Raw genomic sequence first — 15,954 nt, 5'->3', positions numbered from 1 at the left:
GGGGAACGCGATTATACGCGCCGCTCCTTGCGCCGCGTTAATTGCCGACCAGGTCGGGCGGCTGTTGGGCCTGCTTGCCGCCGGCCGGCGCATCGGCGGGCAGCAGCGCCGTGATGGCGCCGCTATAGATGAGTTCCTGGGCGTACGCCGATGCCTCGATCAGGGCTGCATGCACGGACTTGAAGCTGCTGGACGTTTCAATCAGCACGGGCTTGGCATACACCTGCAGCGTATCGCCGCGCTTGCTGATCAAAATCATGCCCCGATAGCGCCCATCCTTCTCCAGCGCCCCCGCCACATGAAATTCATAGCCGCTGATCTGGTGTTTTTGTAGCTGATCCATATCTCCCGCCTCCAGACCTGTTTGTCGTGGCCCAGACCTTTTTACGCGCATCGAACGGTCGAGTCTTTGATTTGCATCAATACTGTCAGCCAGGGTTCAACTAGCGCATCGACGCCAGTCGCAAGCGTAGCGAGCGGCGCTGATTTGAGGCTGAGAAGTGTATTAAAAGTACGGTGAGCATCGCCAGCCGCAAGGTGCTCCGCGCAGCCGATCTGGCCAGCCGTCCTCACCCAGCGCGAATGGCGCGGATCTGCTGGGCCGTTTCCTCGATCTCCCGATACGCTTCCTGGATATAGCCATTGATCGGGTGCCCGTCCATCCACTCGAAATAGGCGCGCTCGTCCTGTCTGATGGCGAAAGGGACGTGGTGCTCGCGTATTGACTCGGCCGTTTCGCGCACCAGCGAGGCAAAAATAAGCTCCAGAGTTTCCATGATGGTCACCTTGCGAGACATAAATGCAGAGTAATGAATGTAGCACAAAGCGCGCCGTCGTCCATGCCCGCACGTATGTCGTGCGCGCCCGTTGGTCGGCCCATCGTCAGGCCGGATGGCCGATATGCTCGTATAAAATCACGCAGCCGATGATGATCAGCACCAGGCCACCCACCAGTTCGGCGCGCCGGCCCGCCACCGTGCCCAGCACGCGGCCCAGCATCACGCCCAGGGTGACCATGACGAAGGTGGAAAAGCCGATGGCGGCGGCCGTGACGACAATGTTGGCGCCCAGCAAGGCCAGGCCCGCGCCTACCACCATCGCATCGATGCTGGTGGCCAGGCCGGTAACAGCCAGCACCCAGAACGAGTGCGACTGGGCCGGCGCTTCGTCCTCGTCGGCGTCGGAGAGGGCATTGCGTATCATCAACAGGCCGATGATGCCCAGCAGGCTGAAGGCGATCCAGTGGTCCCACGCTTCCACATAGGGTGCGGCCACGCTGCCCAGGGCCCAGCCGATGACGGGCGTGATGGCTTCGATGACGCCAAAGATCAGGCCAGTGCGCAGCGCCTCGCGCCATTGCGGCTTGTGCAGGGCGGCGCCCTTGCCCACGGCGGCCGCGAAGGCATCGGTGGACATGGCAAGGGAGAGGGCGGCGGTGGCGGCGAAATTCATCGTTGGCTTTCGGTAAAACCTGGCTGGGATGGTGAGTTGCAAATTACAAACCCGGCAATTTTACCCTACGTACAGCACCACCAAGGCGGCAAACAGGCAATAGGCGCCAAAGAAATGCCAGCGGCCCTGTTCCAGCCAGCGAGACAGCCAGCGCAGCGCCAGCAAGCCGGCCAGAAAGGATAGCAGCATGCCCAGCAGGCTGGGGCCGAGCAGGCGCATCAGGCTGTTACCGTGTTCCAGATGGTCCAGGCTGCCATTTGCCACGGCCTGGTAAAAGCGCCAGCCTTCCTTGATCAGCACGGCTGGCGTCAGCACCACAGCCAGGGCAAAGCTGAATTCTTCTGCGCGGCGTTGCGGCACGCCCATGGCGATGCCGGCGGAAATGGTGGCGCCCGAACGGGAAAATCCCCGGAAGGGCAGGCACAGGCCTTGCACGGCGCCGATCACCATGGCCTTGCCGAAGGATAAGCTGCCATGCTGGCGCGCTTGCTGGCGCGAGGAGACGATGATCAGCACGCCGGCAGCGGCCAGCGCGGCAGCCATCAGTTTCGCGTTGCCGAACAGGTGCTCGATTTCAAAGCCAGGCGCATCCTTGCTCATGATGTGGGTAATGCCCTTCAGCAAGCCGAAGCCGACCATGCCCGTCAGGGCGGTGGCGGCGACAAGCAGCAGCACATTGCTGCGGAAGGCGGCGGCCGAGCTGAAATACGTGGCGCGCCAGGATTTCCAGAAATACACGATGACGGCGAACATCGTGCCCGTGTGCAGCATCACCAGCAGCATGGTCAGCTCCGGTGACGTGGGGTCCAGGCCCATCCATTTTTCCGCCATGATGACGTGGGCGGAACTGGAGACGGGCAGCAGTTCGGCGAAGCCCTGGACGATGGAAAGAATAAACAATTGCAAAAAGCTCATGGGTATCGGGACTCAGGCGGGGGAGGGGCCGACGATTTTACCCGCCAGTGACGGCGGGCAGGCCCTGCGCCAGATTACAGTTTGTCCATGTTTACGGCTTGGCCGCTACTTGCGGCTTGAAGACGGCGCGGAAAGCCTTCAGCGCGGCCGGGTGATAGATCGTGCCATGACTTTCTTCCGGCATCTTTTCCAGATGCCATTGCAAGCCGGGCGGCGCCTGTTTTTCCAGCACTTGCGACAGGCGCTGCACTTCGACGGCGATGCCCGCTTCGCTGCTGGATGCCAGGTACAGGCTGTGCTTGCCTGGCTTGCCCTTGGCCAGCAGGGCCGCCGCCTGGCGCGGCAGTGCGCCATGGTTCCACCACAGGCTGGGATCGAACGCCAGGTAATGGTCGAACAGTTGCGGTTCCAGTAAATACGTTTCCACCACGAACAGGCCCGCCAGCGACTCGCCGACGATGGCCGTTTCGCCTGTCGTGCGGTAGCGCCGTTTGACTTCCGGCATCAGTTCATCGCGGATGAAGGCCCGGTAAGCGGACGCGCCACCCACCACGGGGGCGATTTTGCGGTCTTCCGCATTGTCCGTTGGCCCCGTCAGGTCGCGCCGGCGCTGCGTGTTTTGCATGCCGACCAGCATGAAGGGACGCATGGTGCCGTTGGCTACCGATACTTGCAGCAAGCCGGCGACGTGTAAAAAGTCTTCGGCCACGCCGCCGTCCGGCATGTACAGCACGGGCAATGGCGCGTCGGGCGGCGTATCCCAGGCGCGCGCCAGGTACACATTGATGTGGCGCTTTTCCTTCAGCGCCTGCGAATCGATGCTGAAAGTTTCGCCAATGACGAGCGGTGTGGCCGCGCTGGCGGTAGCGGTGGGCGCCGCAATGGCGAGAGGGAAGGAGCTGGACAGCAGCAGGGCGGCAGTGAAGTGCAGTGCAAGGCGAGAGCGGCGCATGTTTTCCCGTGATAAGTAGTGGATAGATGGCATGTACGCGTATAGACATTCCATCAAGCAATTTTATCTTAACTTTTATGCAGTCTTACTTGATCGTCAAGATTTCCCGTTCGCGCACGATACCGGCCTTGTCCACCGTATAGGCGATCAGCAGGGCCCCATCGTCGGCGCAGGCATGGCAGCTCTTCAGGGGCGTGGAAAACAGCAGGCGCTGGCCGCCATCGTCGGTGGCCGTGCTGCCGACAAAATCGGCGGGGGCAAACGGCACGGCGTCCGGGTGGGCGGCGGCAAACGCGCGCCAGGCCGGTGTGGCGCGGTCTTCCTCGCGCACGGTGTCCTCGTCGACGTCGATGGCGGCGCCATCGCTGCCGATCAGCAAGCTGCCTTCATTCGTGTTGGCGCGGAAAGGATAGGTGACGGTGGCCAGGGCCGCCTTGCCCAGCGGGCGCCAGGCGGAGATGAAGCCCGCCTTGTTCGCCTTGACCAGCATCCTGGCGGCGGCGAGGGCTTGCGGGCGCGCGCCGGAGCGCTGCATGGTGCGCAGCAGGCAGACGTCGGGCGCGCTGTGCGATTGCTCGCTGCGGCAGGCCGACAACGAACGTTCCTGCCACACGGCGCGCGCGTCGATGGGGCCCGTCTCCAGGGCATGGGCCGCCTGCATGGCGGCCAGGCCGGAGACAGCAAGGATGGCGCAGCCGGCTACGTGACGGGAAAATCGTGTTGACATGGGGCGCCTTTCAATAGCGGAAACAGGAGATCTTCCGATTATAGGAGGGGCCAGGCGTGCTTGCCCTCACGTTTGGCCAAGGGATGGCATTGCTGGCAGCCGGCTTGCGCCTCGATCAACGCTTTTTTGCCGCCGCCTGGCGCAGCGCCCTGGATTCTTGCTTGTTGAGAATGTGCGGGCGCGTGGCCAGCTCCGCCTTGACGGCGGCGATGGCGGCGCCGAACTGCTGCTCGGCTTGCGCTGGACTGGCGCCTGCATAATTCTGCTGGTTGGATTGCGCGGCGCGCAGCCGGCGCAGCAGCGCCAGCAATTGCTTGCCGTGCAGGGCAGGCAAGTCTTGCGCCAGCGCCTGCTTGGCCACCGCGCCTTCCACATGGTCGGGGTCGAGCAGGCGCAGCAAGGCCAGACCTGCGGGCTGTGGTGCCGGAGTGAATTTGTTCATCCAGTCATTCTAAACGACGCCAGGATTACAGGTATTCCCAGATTTCATCGAAGGTTTCGCGCGCGAAATCGTTGCGCCAGGCTTCCGAGTTCTTTTCGCGGCTGACGGCAAACACGGCGCGCCAGGTCTGCTTCGGTGTGCTGGTGTAGGTGGCGGCGATCTTTTGCAGGCCGGCCGTGCATTGCTCGACCTTGCAGCTGCTCTTCGCCAGTTGCTGGGCCGCAGCCGCCCATGCCACGGGCACCTTGACGACCTGGCATTCGAAGCTGACGGCAGCCGTCTGCATGCCGTTTTCCACCGTCACCGGATCTGCCTTGATGGCCTGGCAGGCGGCGCCATTCTTGGCGGCGATGACATTGGCGGCCAGCAGTTCGGCCGCCGGCGTCACGGCTGCGCGCATGGTGGCGGGGAACAGGTCGGCGATCAGCTTGCCGGTTTCCTTTGGAAACTTGGCGTCCGTTTCCTTCAAGCCGCTGTACGAAGCGTATTCGGCGCTCTGTTGGCCCGCAAGGCGGGTGGGGCGCAGGTAGGCGTTGAGCTTGGCGACGCTGGCTTCATCGTGGTTGATGATGGTCTTGATATACAGATTGGCCACCTCGACCGGTGCCAGCTCCACGGCTGGTGCTTCGGCGGCGATGGCGGGCTGCATCAGTGCAGCGGCGAAGGTGGCGGCCAGCAGTCTGGCGGCAGGGAATTGCTTGTGCATGTATTTTCTCCACGATTCAATGTCAGGCGCCAAAAGATGCTTTACAGCAACTCTGGCGCGCGCATTATATATGGCGAAAGTCATAACGTTGCGCACTTTAGGTGTGCGCCTTGCTCGCCGCTGCCAGCAAGCCCAGCAACAGCTCCTTGCGCCGGCCTTCCGCCTTGCGCGCCAAGGCCGCCAGTTTTTCCAGCTTGCCCCAGACCGGATACAGCATGTGCTCCACCAGATAGCCTTCCAGCCCCTGCAGTTGCTGGCAGAACAGCTCCAGTTTCTCCACCTCTTCCAGTTCTGCCTGGATCCTGACTTTTGCGTTATCCGTGCATGCGCGCAGGCACGCCGCCAGCACGGCAATGGAGTCGCCCGTGACGCCATGTCGCTCGGCAAAGGCGGCCGTGAACTGATCCTGTACGGACTGGTGCTCTTCGTCGACGTTGGCCATGTAGTGCTGCACCAGGGGGAAATAGCGCACGTCGAGCAGGCCCAGGCCAAACGTGGCATAGCTGCCGGGCATGCAGTTCTTTTCGCCTTCCGTGTCGGCATAGAACTCGAATTCTTCGATGGCCGCGCGCGCATACGCTTCCAGTTGCGGCCGCAGGGATGCATAGGCGAGGGCGTTGGCAAAGAAGCGGTGCGTATCGGACCTGGCCAGGCCTTTCAAGGGAAGATATTCCTTCACCTTGGACTTGAGCTTGATCTGGTAGCTTTTCGGGAAACCGTTTTGCAGCAAATGCGTGATGAATGCCAGCGTCTGCGCATACGCGTCTTCCTCTTCCCTGGCGATATTGATGCTGATGGTGGCAAACACATCGTTGGCACGGCATTCCAGCAGCGCATTTTTCAGGTGGATGTCGGCATCGGGGAAGGTGCCGCTGCCCTCCTTGAGCATGCGCACGGCCCGTTCGCTGCCCAGTTCGCGCGCGATGTCCAGGAATTTGAGGCCCCTGGATTTGGCGTAGCTCGGTTCGTGGCGCAGGATCATGACGGCGCCATACAGCAGCAGGTCGATCGGCTGCAGCGCCTGTGCATCGGGCGCCGCACCCGTTTTCAAGGTGTATTCCGTGGCGCGGTAGGCGGATAGCGCGCTGTCATAAAATTGCGGGAGGAAAACGTTTTCCGCCCATTGCGTGATGGCGCGGATGATGTCGGCACGGTGCTTGGCCAGAGCCTCCGGCTGGGTCTTGCTCAAGGCCTGGATGCGTTCGTATTGGGCGATGCTCCAGGCCACGTCGAGCTGCGGGAACAGTTGCGGGTCGAGCAGGTGGCGCGCCAGGAAGAACGTTTCCAGCGGCTTCGTCGGATGCTTGCCATGCGTGAGCTTTTGCTCAATGTACGCGTGTATGTTTTCCAGCAAGGCCTGGCGTTTATCCTCGTTGACGTATTCCAGCAACGTCAGGTGCAGCATGCCCTGCGCCGTCTGGAACTTGCTGCGGCAGGTGAAACGATAGTCGATCATCGGCGTGTCCACCAGCGGCGCCAGGCGGGCTTGCACCAGCGCCGTCAGTTGTGGCGCGACAGCCTCGCGTATTTGCGCATCGTCAAGGCGGGCCGGCGTCCTGGGGCGCGCGTCGTCGTCATCGAAACCCAGGTCGAGATCGTCGGCGATCGCGCGCCCTGGCTTGTAGTCGAGCATCAAGTCATTGAAGATGCCCGCTTGCAAGGTCGTGCGCTTGACGGATTGCTCCAGGTCGGTGCGCTGCAGGCGCTCATCGAACCAGGCGTCAATGGCTGCCGTCATTTCCTGTGTTGCCAGCTCTACAAGTGTACTCATCAATATCGTCGTCTTTCCCTGCTTTGCGCGTGACAGCGCCACCGGCTGCCGTCACGGTCATGTTTAATATAAAGCACTATTTTAGGTGTTCAAGCCTGGGTGCAACAAGGGCCGCACGGCTGTCAGGAGGCAGCGGCGAGGAAGCGCGCGTCGATGTCGTCGGACAGCGGTCCCACGGTAATTGTGCTGTGCCAGCCCGATGGCTTGTCATTGCCATCAAACAAGGCGATGCGCGTGTGGATGAACAGGACGGAATACACGCCCGATTTCATGTCGCGCTTCAAGTCCCAGTGCATCAGTTCGATGGCTTCGCCCATGCGCGGCAGATGGGCGCCCGGCGGCAGCAGAATGTTCTGGTTGATGAATTCCCTGCTCGGGCCCGGTTCCTTTTGGCGCGGATCGAGGTAACGGAATGAAACGCTGGTAACGATGTTTGGCATGCGAGGCACCTGCTTGGTTATGTATCCGATGACAATAGCACAGGGAGATGGCCGATGCCTGCGCTGCACGGCACCGGACGGGCGTGCGCGCAACTATGTTCGATAGCAGACGGTGCTTGGCAGGTCATCGCGCTAGGCTGGCCTATTCTTAATCATTGAGATTGCCGAAAACGCCATGATGCATTTATTCCTCGCGGAAAACCGCGCCGAGCTGGAGCGCCGTTGCCGTGACAAAGTCGCCAAGCGGCCCCTGCGTTTTTCGACTGAAAAGCAGTTAAGTGAAGGCATTCCCATCTTCCTGGATCAGCTGATCCGTACCCTGAAAGCGGAAGAGGCGGGCAAACTGGCGCAAAGCCTGGCCATTTCCGGTCCCGCCGACGGTAGTGCGGCGGGTATATCGGAGCTGGCCGACAGCGCGAACACGCACGGCGGGCAATTGCTGGCGCTCGGCTATTCCGTCAGTCAGGTGGTGCACGATTATGGCGACCTGTGCCAGGCTGTCAGCGATCTTGCCGTGGCGTTGGGTGAGCAATTTGCCGTCGAGGAATTCAGGACACTGAACCGTTGCCTTGATAACGGCATTGCCGAAGCTGTCTCCGAATTTATCCAGCGGCGCGATGTGCTCATCGCCAACGAGCAGGCACTGGCACTGAGCCAGCGTATCGGCTTCTTCGCCCATGAGCTGCGCAATCACCTCAGCACGGCAGGCCTGGCCGTCGCGGCGATCAAGCAGGGCGGCATGGGCGTGACGGGCGCCACTGGCGCCGTGCTCGACCGCAGCCTCGTGGGTTTGCGTACCCTGATCGATCGCTCGCTGGCCGAAGTGCGGTGTGGAGGCAGGCCTGACCTTGCAACGCACGGTTTTTTCCGTGAGCAACTTCATCAGTGAGCTGAGCTATTCAGCCAGGCTGGAAGCGGACTTGCTGCACTTTACCTTGATCGTGGAAGAGGTCTCTCCCATGCCGCAGCTCTATGCTGACCAGGATTTGCTGCTTTCCGCCGTGGGCAACCTGCTGCAGAATGCCTTCAAGTTTGGCGCACCGAATGGGACGGTGGTGCTGCGCGCCTATGCGCACGGCGAAAGGATCAGGATCGAAGTGGAGGATAACGGCGCCGGCCTGTCGCCGGAGGCCGCAGATGACATGTTCCTGCCCTTTACGCAAGGCGGTGCCAACAAGACGGGCCTGGGGCTGGGGCTGTCGATTGCCCGCCGCAGCGTGGAAGCGAATGGCGGCACCTTGAGCGTGGACAGCGTGCCTGGCCATGGCTGCGTCTTCGTCATCGACCTGCCCCGGCATGCCGGGGCTGTCGCCACCTTCGTCACATGAGCGGATGCGGCGGCCATGCCCTATGACATCCCGCGCGACAGCGTCGCGCTCGAACCGGCGGGAGACGCCATCCACTTCCATCTCGCCGTTTTCGGGGCGGGGAAGACTTGCCGCATTACCGTGACGGCATTGCGCAGCCTGGACCAGGGCCAGGGCGGCGACTGGCTGTCCATCTTCGACACCCACCGCCTGCGTATCGGCCAGCGGGCCTTTGCTTATCTGAGCCGTGATCTGCTGGTCAACAGCGTGGTCTTGCGGGCGCTCGACTTCTAGCTGCCTCCCTGTGCCAGCCAGTCGCGCGGCGACAGGCTGGTGCATGCGCGGAAGGCCCGGGTGAAGGCTGGCTGACTGGCATAGCCCACTTCCAGCGCGACATCCTGCACCAGCCAGCCTTGCTGGAGTAGCGCCTTGGCGCGCAGCATGCGCTGGCCCGTCAGGTATTCGGCCGGCGGGCAACCGATGGCCGCGTGGAACTGGCGCGCGAAGCGGCTGCGCGACATGCCGCACAGGCTGGCCAGCGATGCCACCGTCCAGTGGCGCCCGGGATGGTCGTGCATGGCCGCCAGGGCTTTGCCGAGGGCCGTGTCGGAGACGCCGAACAGGCGCGAGGCCGATATCAGCTTGCTGGTCAGTGCATGGCGGAGCAACTGGACGAGCAGCACGTCGCACAGGCGATTGAGCACCAGTTTCTGCCCCAGCCCCCCAAGCTGCGCTTCATCGAACAGCAGGTCGAGCACGCCGGCCATGGCCGGTAGTTGCGCCAGCGGGATGTGCAGGCAGGGCGGCAGCTTATCGAGCACGGCAGCGCCATCGCCCGCCAGGCGGACGGTGGCGCACAACAGCCGTGCCGTGCCGGCGCCCGTGTCCAGGCCATGCGCCAGCGAGCGCGGATAGAACACCAGCGAGGGCACGTCGACCTGCAGCAGCGTGCCATCGTCGTGGGTGAAGGTCGCAGGTCCCCGCCGCACCAGGTGCAGGTGGCCCGTTCCCGGCTGGGCCGGAAAGTGGTTGCTTCCGCAAAACGCCCCCTCGAAGAAGGTGTCGGCAGAGAACTCCATGCGTATCAACAGGGCAGACAGACGATCCATGGTTAACAAAGAGACGGAAAGATATAAATTGTAGACTAAAAGCAACTAATGTTTCCGTTTTTATCGCTATGATGATGGCCCGATGTTTGTCCTGGACAACATTTTTTTTACTGCGCCACCTGAATGGAGAGTCAACATGGCATTGTCCAACGCATTGTCCAACTTAAAGATCGGCACCCGCCTGTATCTGGCCTTTGGCGCCGTCGTCGCCTTGCTGGCGATACTGGTCGCGTCCGCACAAACGAATTTGTCGCGGCTGGGCGAGGCGAATGGCTTGAACATCCACACCTACGAGGTACTGGCCGAGGCAAGCAGTCTGCTGGAAAGCCTGATCAATATCGAAACGGGCCAGCGGGGATTTGCCTTGACCGGCAAGGACAGCTCGCTGGAGCCGCTGGTCGCGGGCCACCGCAGTTTCGACCAGCATTTGCAGAAGATCCGCGCCCTGACGGCGGACAACCCAACGCAGCAGGAGCGCTTGGCGGTGCTGGAGCGTACCCGGCAACAGTGGCAGGTGAGCGCCATCGAGCCCGTGATCGCCCTGCGCCGAGCAGCGGCCGTCGATGGCAACATCGATGCGGTCGTGGCGGCAGAGCAAGCGGGCAAGGGCAAGTCGGACATGGATGCGATGCGCGTCTTGCTGGCCGACATAGGCAAGACGGAAAGTATGCTGCTGGCGCAGCGCGCCGACGAGGCTGCTGCCCTGAAGACGCGCACCACGCTGGTGCTATTGGGAGGAGGCGCCGTCGCCGTCCTGCTGGCGGCGGTTCTGGCCATGTGGTTGACCCGCAACATCACCGTTCCCCTGAGCGCAGCCGTGGCGCTGGCCAAGCGCGTTGCGCAAGGTGATCTGGGCAGCCACATCGACGTGCGTTCACAAGATGAGACGGGGCAGTTGATGGCCGCCCTGCGCGACATGAATGCGGCCCTGGTACGTATCGTGGGCGAGGTGCGCGGCGGCACGGAGACGATTGCCACGGCGTCGAGCCAGATCGCGGCGGGCAATATGGACTTGTCATCGCGCACGGAACAGCAGGCCAGTTCGCTGGAAGAAACGGCATCGTCAATGGAAGAGTTGACTGCCGCCGTCAAGCAGAATGCGGACAATGCGCTGGCGGCGCGCGCGCTGGCCTCGGCGGCGTCTGCCGTGGCTGTCAAGGGAGGGGCGGTAGTGTCCGAAGTGGTGCAGACCATGGGTTCGATCAATGATTCCTCGCGCAAGATTGCCGACATCATCGGCGTGATCGACAGCATCGCCTTCCAGACGAATATCCTGGCCCTGAATGCCGCCGTCGAGGCTGCTCGGGCGGGCGAACAGGGGCGTGGTTTCGCCGTGGTGGCCACGGAAGTGCGCAACCTGGCCCACCGTTCGGCCAGCGCCGCCAAGGAAATCAAGGGTTTGATCGATGATTCGGTGGACAAGGTGGGGGCGGGCAGCAAGCTGGTCGACCAGGCCGGTGCCACCATGCAGGACGTGGTCGACAGCGTGCAGCGCCTGAGTGCCATCATCGGTGAGATCACGGATGCGAGCGAAGAGCAGCGCCTCGGTATCGAGCAGGTCAATGAAGCCATCAGCCAGATGGACCAGGTGACACAGCAAAATGCGGCCTTGGTCGAGGAAGCGGCGGCCGCGGCCAATGCCATGCAGGATCAGGCGGCGCAGCTGTCTCACGCCGTGCAAGTGTTTCGCTTGAAGGATGCGCCGCCGGCCACGCAGGCAGGCGTGGCACGGCCTGCCGCGCGCCGGTCCCTGGGCTTGAGCATGGGCGCCTAGGATCCGGCACTGTGGCCCCGCGGACGGCGGCGTATGGCATTTCCGCACAGATCGTCAAGTAAATGCAGGTATGGCTGGACGGAAATGTTACATCTGGGTATTCTGCGCATCTGATACTTATTTCTATACGGAAAAAGGTAAGAGGGCGGTTCGTGCCAGCGGCAACGCGGCTCGCACGGCCAGGCAAGGTCAGGCATGCAAAGGTGAAGTCGTCCGCTTGCTGAGCGAAACTGTCGTGTTTCGGCTCGCGACGGGCAGGGAAACAGTGCTGTCATCTTTAAAATAGTAGGAGAGGTTGCTCATGGATGCAGAAAAGGATGTTGTGTACGGTACAGAAGATTTGTTGATGAGTTTGTGTAACTCGGTAGTTCGGGTGCTCAACGTTGCAACGCAAAGTAAAGTCAATTATTCAGGCATGGTGCAGCGCATCACCAAGACCGGCCTGAAGCCGGACATCGGTTGCTTCGTGATGTTCGATGGCGGTTTCACGGGCCTGGTGGTGCTCAATTTCGCCGCCGATACGGCGATGGAAATCTATGAGCGCTATATGTTGCACATGGGTATGCCGAAGTCGGAACTGGCAAGTTTCTACACGTCGGACGAAGTGTCGAACATCATGGGTGAGCTGATGAACCAGATCGTGGGCGATTTCACGGGCAAGGTGCGACGCGAATTGCAAACGAATATCACCCAGAGCCAGCCGAAGATGCTGGTGCTGAACAAGCAGGTGATGCTCAGCGTTGACACGCCGCTAGACCGCCCGGAAATGCGCCGCGTCACCTTCTACACGGAAAAGAACAACATTTTCTATCTGGAACTGGCGATCGACCGTACCGAGTTCATCAAGTTGCACGATTTCGATTCCCGTGAAGTCGATGCCGACTCGCTGATGGATACCGAATACGCGAACCGCGAACGCGACGCCGCCCCGGCGCCTGCGGCGGAACCGGAAGACGACGACAACGCCGACCTGCTCAAGTCCCTGGGCATGTAAGCAGCTGTCGCGGACAGTGGCTGGCGGCATGTCTGCCACCGGCCACTGTCGTTGACAGCCTACAGGGTCTTGCTCATGAACACCCGGCTCGTGCCTTCGGGACTGCAGGCGATGTCACCGAAGCGGCGCCAGCCGCGGCGCTCGTAAAATTCGGGCGCCTGGAAACTGATGGTGTACAGCACCGCCGAGGCGCAGCCGCGCCGGCGGCCTTCTTCCTCGAACTGCGCCAGTACCTGGCTGCCCAGGCCCTGTCCCCGCAAGGCAGCGGGCAAATAAAACAAATCGAGAAACAGCAGACCCAGCGAGGTTCTGCCCATGGCGCCGCCCAGCACGCGCTGGCTCTCCCGATCGCGCACGACCACGTTCAATACTTGCCTGTCGCTATAGCCGGTGATGGCATCGTTGTAGGCGTTCAATCCTTCAAGGATGGTTTGTTCAGCCTGCGCGTCGAGCATGGCGCTGACGCAGATGGTGTAGGGCGAGTCCTTGTGCGGTGTGGCAGGCATGGCTGACAGCATGATAGTTAATAACTGTATGAATATACAGTATTTCTCTTCTTTGCACCCGTCTTTATTGCGGCAACGTCAATGTTTCCAAACGAGACTTGCCGACCATGCTGCTGTGCTGGCTGTCATCGAGCGACCAGTACTCGAGCGCGTACACATAACTGCCATCGATGATGGTCAGCGTTTCCTTCTGGCGGCCGCTGGGCGCCTTGTAATACAGGCGCCGCGCGGGCCTGCCGTCCACCGTCTGATGGAACGATTGCGGCGAAATCGTAACGCGCTTGCCCGTCTTGCCCGCCATCGACATTGCCGTGATCGTCAGATAGGCGCGGTCCGGGCAGCGCGCCAGCAGGTGCGCGCCGCTCAGGACGGTAGGATGCGCCCGTTCCAGCGGAAAACCATATGGTTGCACGCCGACGATATCGTGGCACGCCATCTGCTGCGCCAGGGCCGTCAGCGCGGCCGGGTCGAGTGCGCTGCTATAGTGTTTTTCGGCAACCTGCGCCAGGCCCAGCGCCCAGCGGCGCTCCAGCTCGGCCAGCGAAATGTCGCTGGGCACGGGCAACAGCGCGGGGGCATCGGGATCGGCGGCGCTGGACGTTTCCGCCTGCATGCGCGAGGCAACAGAGTGGCTACGCTCGGCTTGCCGCATGTCAATTGGCTCGGCAGCCTGGAGCGGGTTGGCGAGGCCGGCGGCGATGGCCAGCGTGAAAATGTGTTTTGTCAGCATGGGATCTCTTGGAGGTGCGGCGTGCGCGGCAAGTGGCGCGCGCTGTGGCATGGAAAGAAATGCCATGCATTCTGGCATCGAATGGCGAGTTTGCCTATGCGCGCACGGCAAGGAGGGCGATTGCGCTCCGCCAGATAACGGGGGGCTGGCGCATTCCATCTATTCGCTTATTTACTTTCTGGAAAGCGACATTGTGCATGGTACTTAAACGCTGGAAATATTAATTTCCAATTCAAAATTATGTATGCTGATTTGATTCCAATGGGAAACACAGTGTGGCAAAAAAATATTAAATCACTAGAAAAGAAGAGTATTTATTAGCACCACATTGATGTATATCAATATAATTGTCACACATCTACACAATTCTCGCTACGCTGCCATAGAGCTGCTCCATTGCCTGTATTTCTTTGCCAGTAATTATCTTAAGTCATTGATTATTAACGTAACTATTTGCTTCAGGTAGTTGGCTGTGCCAGGTGCAATTGGGCTTTTGTATGTTGCTGGAAAAGGGTCATGTTGGCGGCGCTGTGGCTCTGACGGTGTGTTAATCCGCTGTAGCCTTTTCATCGTTTTCATCATGCCGAAAAGCAAGACTGGCTTGCATGAGTGCGACAGATTATGGGCTAGCCCCACGGGCGCTTCTACTCGCGGGACGCGATGGCGGGATGTTTCCTGATGATGGCAGTCCATTTGGAGGCTGGATGTTGAAACGACAGTTATTGTGTATCGATTTGAGTGGCACTGGCTCGCAGCATGAGGCAAGCATGCGGCAGTTTGGCGTGGCGTGGGAAGGCTGGAAAGTCTGCGCCGTGACGAGCCTGGCTGCCGCGGCACGTGCGTTGCGCACGCAGGCTTTTCCGGTGGGGGTGCTGATTTCCCCGCTCGACGGGCTGGGAGAAATCGACAGTTTCTTGCATCAGCATTGGGATATGCAATGGGTGGGCATTTTTCCACCGCGTGCCTTGCAGACGGCGGCATGCCGGCGTCTGGTACGCGATCATTGCTATGATTACCACACCTTGCCTGTCGACATGCTGCGGCTGCGCCATACCCTGGGCCATGCTTATGGCTACGCCACTTTGCGCGAGATGCCGGAAGCGCCACTGTGTGCGCTGGAACAGCCTGATATGGCGCTCAAGGGCAGTGGCGTCGCCATTGGCCGCTTGCGGCGCCAGATCCTCAAGGTCGCAGGTGCCAGCGCGCCAGTACTGATCTGGGGCGAGTCTGGCAGTGGCAAGGAGCTGACGGCGCAAGCGATACACGTCCATTCCGCGCGCGCGGCAGGGCCCTTCGTGCCCATTAATTGTGGCGCGATTCCGGCTGGCCTGGCGCAATCCGAGCTATTCGGCCATGAACGGGGTGCATTCACCGGGGCCACCCGGGACAAGCGGGGCTTGATCGAGTCGGCGGCAGGAGGCACGGTATTTCTTGACGAGATAGGCGACCTGCCGCTCCCCTTGCAAACCAATTTGCTGCGCTTTCTGCAGGAAAAAACGATTTACCGTGTCGGCTCCACGCACAGTACCGCCGTGGACGCGCGCGTCATTGCTGCTTCGCATGTCAATTTGCTGGAGGCCGTGCAGCAGGGGCGGTTCCGGGAAGATTTGTATTACCGGCTCAATGTGCTGGCGCTCGATGTCCCTCCTTTGCGCGAACGGAAGGAAGACTTGATGTTGCTGGCAAACCATTTTTTTGCCACCTATGTCTCGGAGCGGGCGCCGCTGGTGCGTGGCTTCAGTAACGCAGCCGTCGAGGCGATCTGCAACCATACCTGGCCGGGCAATGTGCGCGAATTGATCAACCGGGTGCGGCGTGCCATGGTGATGGCAGAGGGCAGGGCGATCCTGCCGCAGGACCTGGGCTTGTCCACTGCGGACGCGCCAGGCGCCGATGTTGCACTCGGCAGTATTCGCTTGCGCGCGGACCGTGACGCCGTGCAGGCCTGCCTGGCCAGTGCCGACAGCAATGTCAGCAAGGCCGCACGCAATCTGGGCGTGTCGCGCATGACGCTGTACCGGATGATCAAAAAGCTCAATATCGAATGTTGAACCTGGCGCCCCGGGGGAAGTCCCTTGCCCTGCGTGTGGATAGTTGCAGCTGTAACGGTGTAACAGAATTGAGACAGT

At 61.3% G+C, this 15,954-nt stretch carries 19 protein-coding genes; 6 read left to right on the top strand and 13 right to left on the bottom strand.

Annotation, left to right across the window (positions count from 1 at the left end):
• Window positions 1–37: 37 nt before the first annotated feature.
• The 10 genes from CLU92_RS07975 to CLU92_RS07930 all read right to left on the bottom strand — a co-directional run bounded on the left by CLU92_RS07975 (window position 38) and on the right by CLU92_RS07930 (window position 7,405).
• Window positions 38–343: a hypothetical protein gene (locus CLU92_RS07975; protein ID WP_101481438.1), complete on the bottom strand. Its 306-nt coding sequence runs from the start codon at window positions 341–343 to the stop codon at window positions 38–40.
• Between the two features lie 226 nt (window positions 344–569).
• Complete coding sequence (locus CLU92_RS07970) at window positions 570–776, bottom strand: hypothetical protein (protein ID WP_133991234.1); 207 nt, start codon at window positions 774–776, stop codon at window positions 570–572.
• Window positions 777–882: 106 nt separating this feature from the next.
• Window positions 883–1,452: a manganese efflux pump MntP gene (gene mntP, locus CLU92_RS07965; protein ID WP_101481436.1), complete on the bottom strand. Its 570-nt coding sequence runs from the start codon at window positions 1,450–1,452 to the stop codon at window positions 883–885.
• Window positions 1,453–1,512: 60 nt separating this feature from the next.
• Window positions 1,513–2,367 carry an undecaprenyl-diphosphate phosphatase gene (locus CLU92_RS07960; RefSeq protein WP_101481435.1) on the bottom strand — a complete coding sequence of 285 codons (855 nt, stop codon included), beginning with the start codon at window positions 2,365–2,367 and terminating at the stop codon, window positions 1,513–1,515.
• 91 nt (window positions 2,368–2,458) lie between these two features.
• On the bottom strand, window positions 2,459–3,319 hold the full coding sequence (locus CLU92_RS07955) for an alpha/beta hydrolase (RefSeq protein ID WP_101481434.1): 861 nt from the start codon (window positions 3,317–3,319) through the stop codon (window positions 2,459–2,461).
• A gap of 85 nt (window positions 3,320–3,404) precedes the next feature.
• Entirely contained in the window at window positions 3,405–4,046 is a 642-nt protein-coding gene (locus CLU92_RS07950) for a hypothetical protein (protein ID WP_101481433.1), read from the bottom strand.
• Between the two features lie 115 nt (window positions 4,047–4,161).
• Window positions 4,162–4,488, bottom strand: a complete 327-nt coding sequence (locus tag CLU92_RS07945) for a hypothetical protein (RefSeq protein WP_101481432.1) — start codon at window positions 4,486–4,488, stop codon at window positions 4,162–4,164.
• A 25-nt stretch (window positions 4,489–4,513) separates the two neighbouring features.
• The gene (locus CLU92_RS07940; RefSeq protein ID WP_101481431.1) at window positions 4,514–5,194 is read right to left on the bottom strand and encodes a hypothetical protein; all 681 of its coding nucleotides are present in this window, start codon (window positions 5,192–5,194) and stop codon (window positions 4,514–4,516) included.
• 97 nt (window positions 5,195–5,291) lie between these two features.
• On the bottom strand, window positions 5,292–6,965 hold the full coding sequence (locus tag CLU92_RS07935) for a DUF6138 family protein (RefSeq protein WP_101481430.1): 1,674 nt from the start codon (window positions 6,963–6,965) through the stop codon (window positions 5,292–5,294).
• Between the two features lie 122 nt (window positions 6,966–7,087).
• On the bottom strand, window positions 7,088–7,405 hold the full coding sequence (locus CLU92_RS07930) for a hypothetical protein (protein WP_101481429.1): 318 nt from the start codon (window positions 7,403–7,405) through the stop codon (window positions 7,088–7,090).
• A 175-nt stretch (window positions 7,406–7,580) separates the two neighbouring features.
• Between CLU92_RS07930 and CLU92_RS28195 the strand changes: the two genes are divergently transcribed.
• From CLU92_RS28195 to CLU92_RS07920, 3 genes are read left to right on the top strand one after another with little or no spacing between them, the layout of a single operon-like run.
• Complete coding sequence (locus CLU92_RS28195) at window positions 7,581–8,294, top strand: hypothetical protein (protein WP_257561022.1); 714 nt, start codon at window positions 7,581–7,583, stop codon at window positions 8,292–8,294.
• Window positions 8,275–8,733 (top strand): sensor histidine kinase KdpD, encoded by a 459-nt coding sequence (locus CLU92_RS28190; protein WP_257561021.1) that lies wholly within the window; start codon window positions 8,275–8,277, stop codon window positions 8,731–8,733. The genes CLU92_RS28195 and CLU92_RS28190 overlap by 20 nt, the downstream gene beginning before the upstream one ends.
• 15 nt (window positions 8,734–8,748) lie before the next feature.
• Window positions 8,749–9,006 carry a DUF1488 family protein gene (locus tag CLU92_RS07920; RefSeq protein WP_101481428.1) on the top strand — a complete coding sequence of 86 codons (258 nt, stop codon included), beginning with the start codon at window positions 8,749–8,751 and terminating at the stop codon, window positions 9,004–9,006.
• On the opposite strand, the gene CLU92_RS07915 is transcribed toward CLU92_RS07920, so the two are convergent.
• Entirely contained in the window at window positions 9,003–9,821 is an 819-nt protein-coding gene (locus CLU92_RS07915; RefSeq protein ID WP_101481427.1) for an AraC family transcriptional regulator, read from the bottom strand. The genes CLU92_RS07920 and CLU92_RS07915 overlap by 4 nt on opposite strands.
• Before the next feature lie 136 nt (window positions 9,822–9,957).
• On the opposite strand from CLU92_RS07915, the gene CLU92_RS07910 reads away from it, so the two are divergent.
• Together CLU92_RS07910 and CLU92_RS07900 are read left to right on the top strand one after the other, a co-directional pair.
• Window positions 9,958–11,595 (top strand): methyl-accepting chemotaxis protein, encoded by a 1,638-nt coding sequence (locus CLU92_RS07910; protein ID WP_101481426.1) that lies wholly within the window; start codon window positions 9,958–9,960, stop codon window positions 11,593–11,595.
• A 301-nt stretch (window positions 11,596–11,896) separates the two neighbouring features.
• The gene (locus CLU92_RS07900; protein ID WP_101481424.1) at window positions 11,897–12,589 is read left to right on the top strand and encodes a DUF3334 family protein; all 693 of its coding nucleotides are present in this window, start codon (window positions 11,897–11,899) and stop codon (window positions 12,587–12,589) included.
• A 59-nt stretch (window positions 12,590–12,648) separates the two neighbouring features.
• On the opposite strand, the gene CLU92_RS07895 is transcribed toward CLU92_RS07900, so the two are convergent.
• Entirely contained in the window at window positions 12,649–13,044 is a 396-nt protein-coding gene (locus tag CLU92_RS07895) for a GNAT family N-acetyltransferase (RefSeq protein WP_208327786.1), read from the bottom strand.
• A gap of 115 nt (window positions 13,045–13,159) precedes the next feature.
• On the bottom strand, window positions 13,160–13,825 hold the full coding sequence (locus CLU92_RS07890) for a hypothetical protein (RefSeq protein ID WP_101481422.1): 666 nt from the start codon (window positions 13,823–13,825) through the stop codon (window positions 13,160–13,162).
• A 767-nt stretch (window positions 13,826–14,592) separates the two neighbouring features.
• Between CLU92_RS07890 and CLU92_RS07885 the strand changes: the two genes are divergently transcribed.
• Window positions 14,593–15,876: a sigma-54 dependent transcriptional regulator gene (locus tag CLU92_RS07885; protein ID WP_257561019.1), complete on the top strand. Its 1,284-nt coding sequence runs from the start codon at window positions 14,593–14,595 to the stop codon at window positions 15,874–15,876.
• The last annotated feature ends 78 nt before the right edge of the window (window positions 15,877–15,954 follow it).

Source organism: Janthinobacterium sp. 61 (assembly GCF_002846335.1).
Classification (GTDB): domain Bacteria; phylum Pseudomonadota; class Gammaproteobacteria; order Burkholderiales; family Burkholderiaceae_D; genus Janthinobacterium.
Note: the sequence above shows the minus strand (reverse complement) of the source record. Positions and strands in the feature narration are given on the sequence as shown.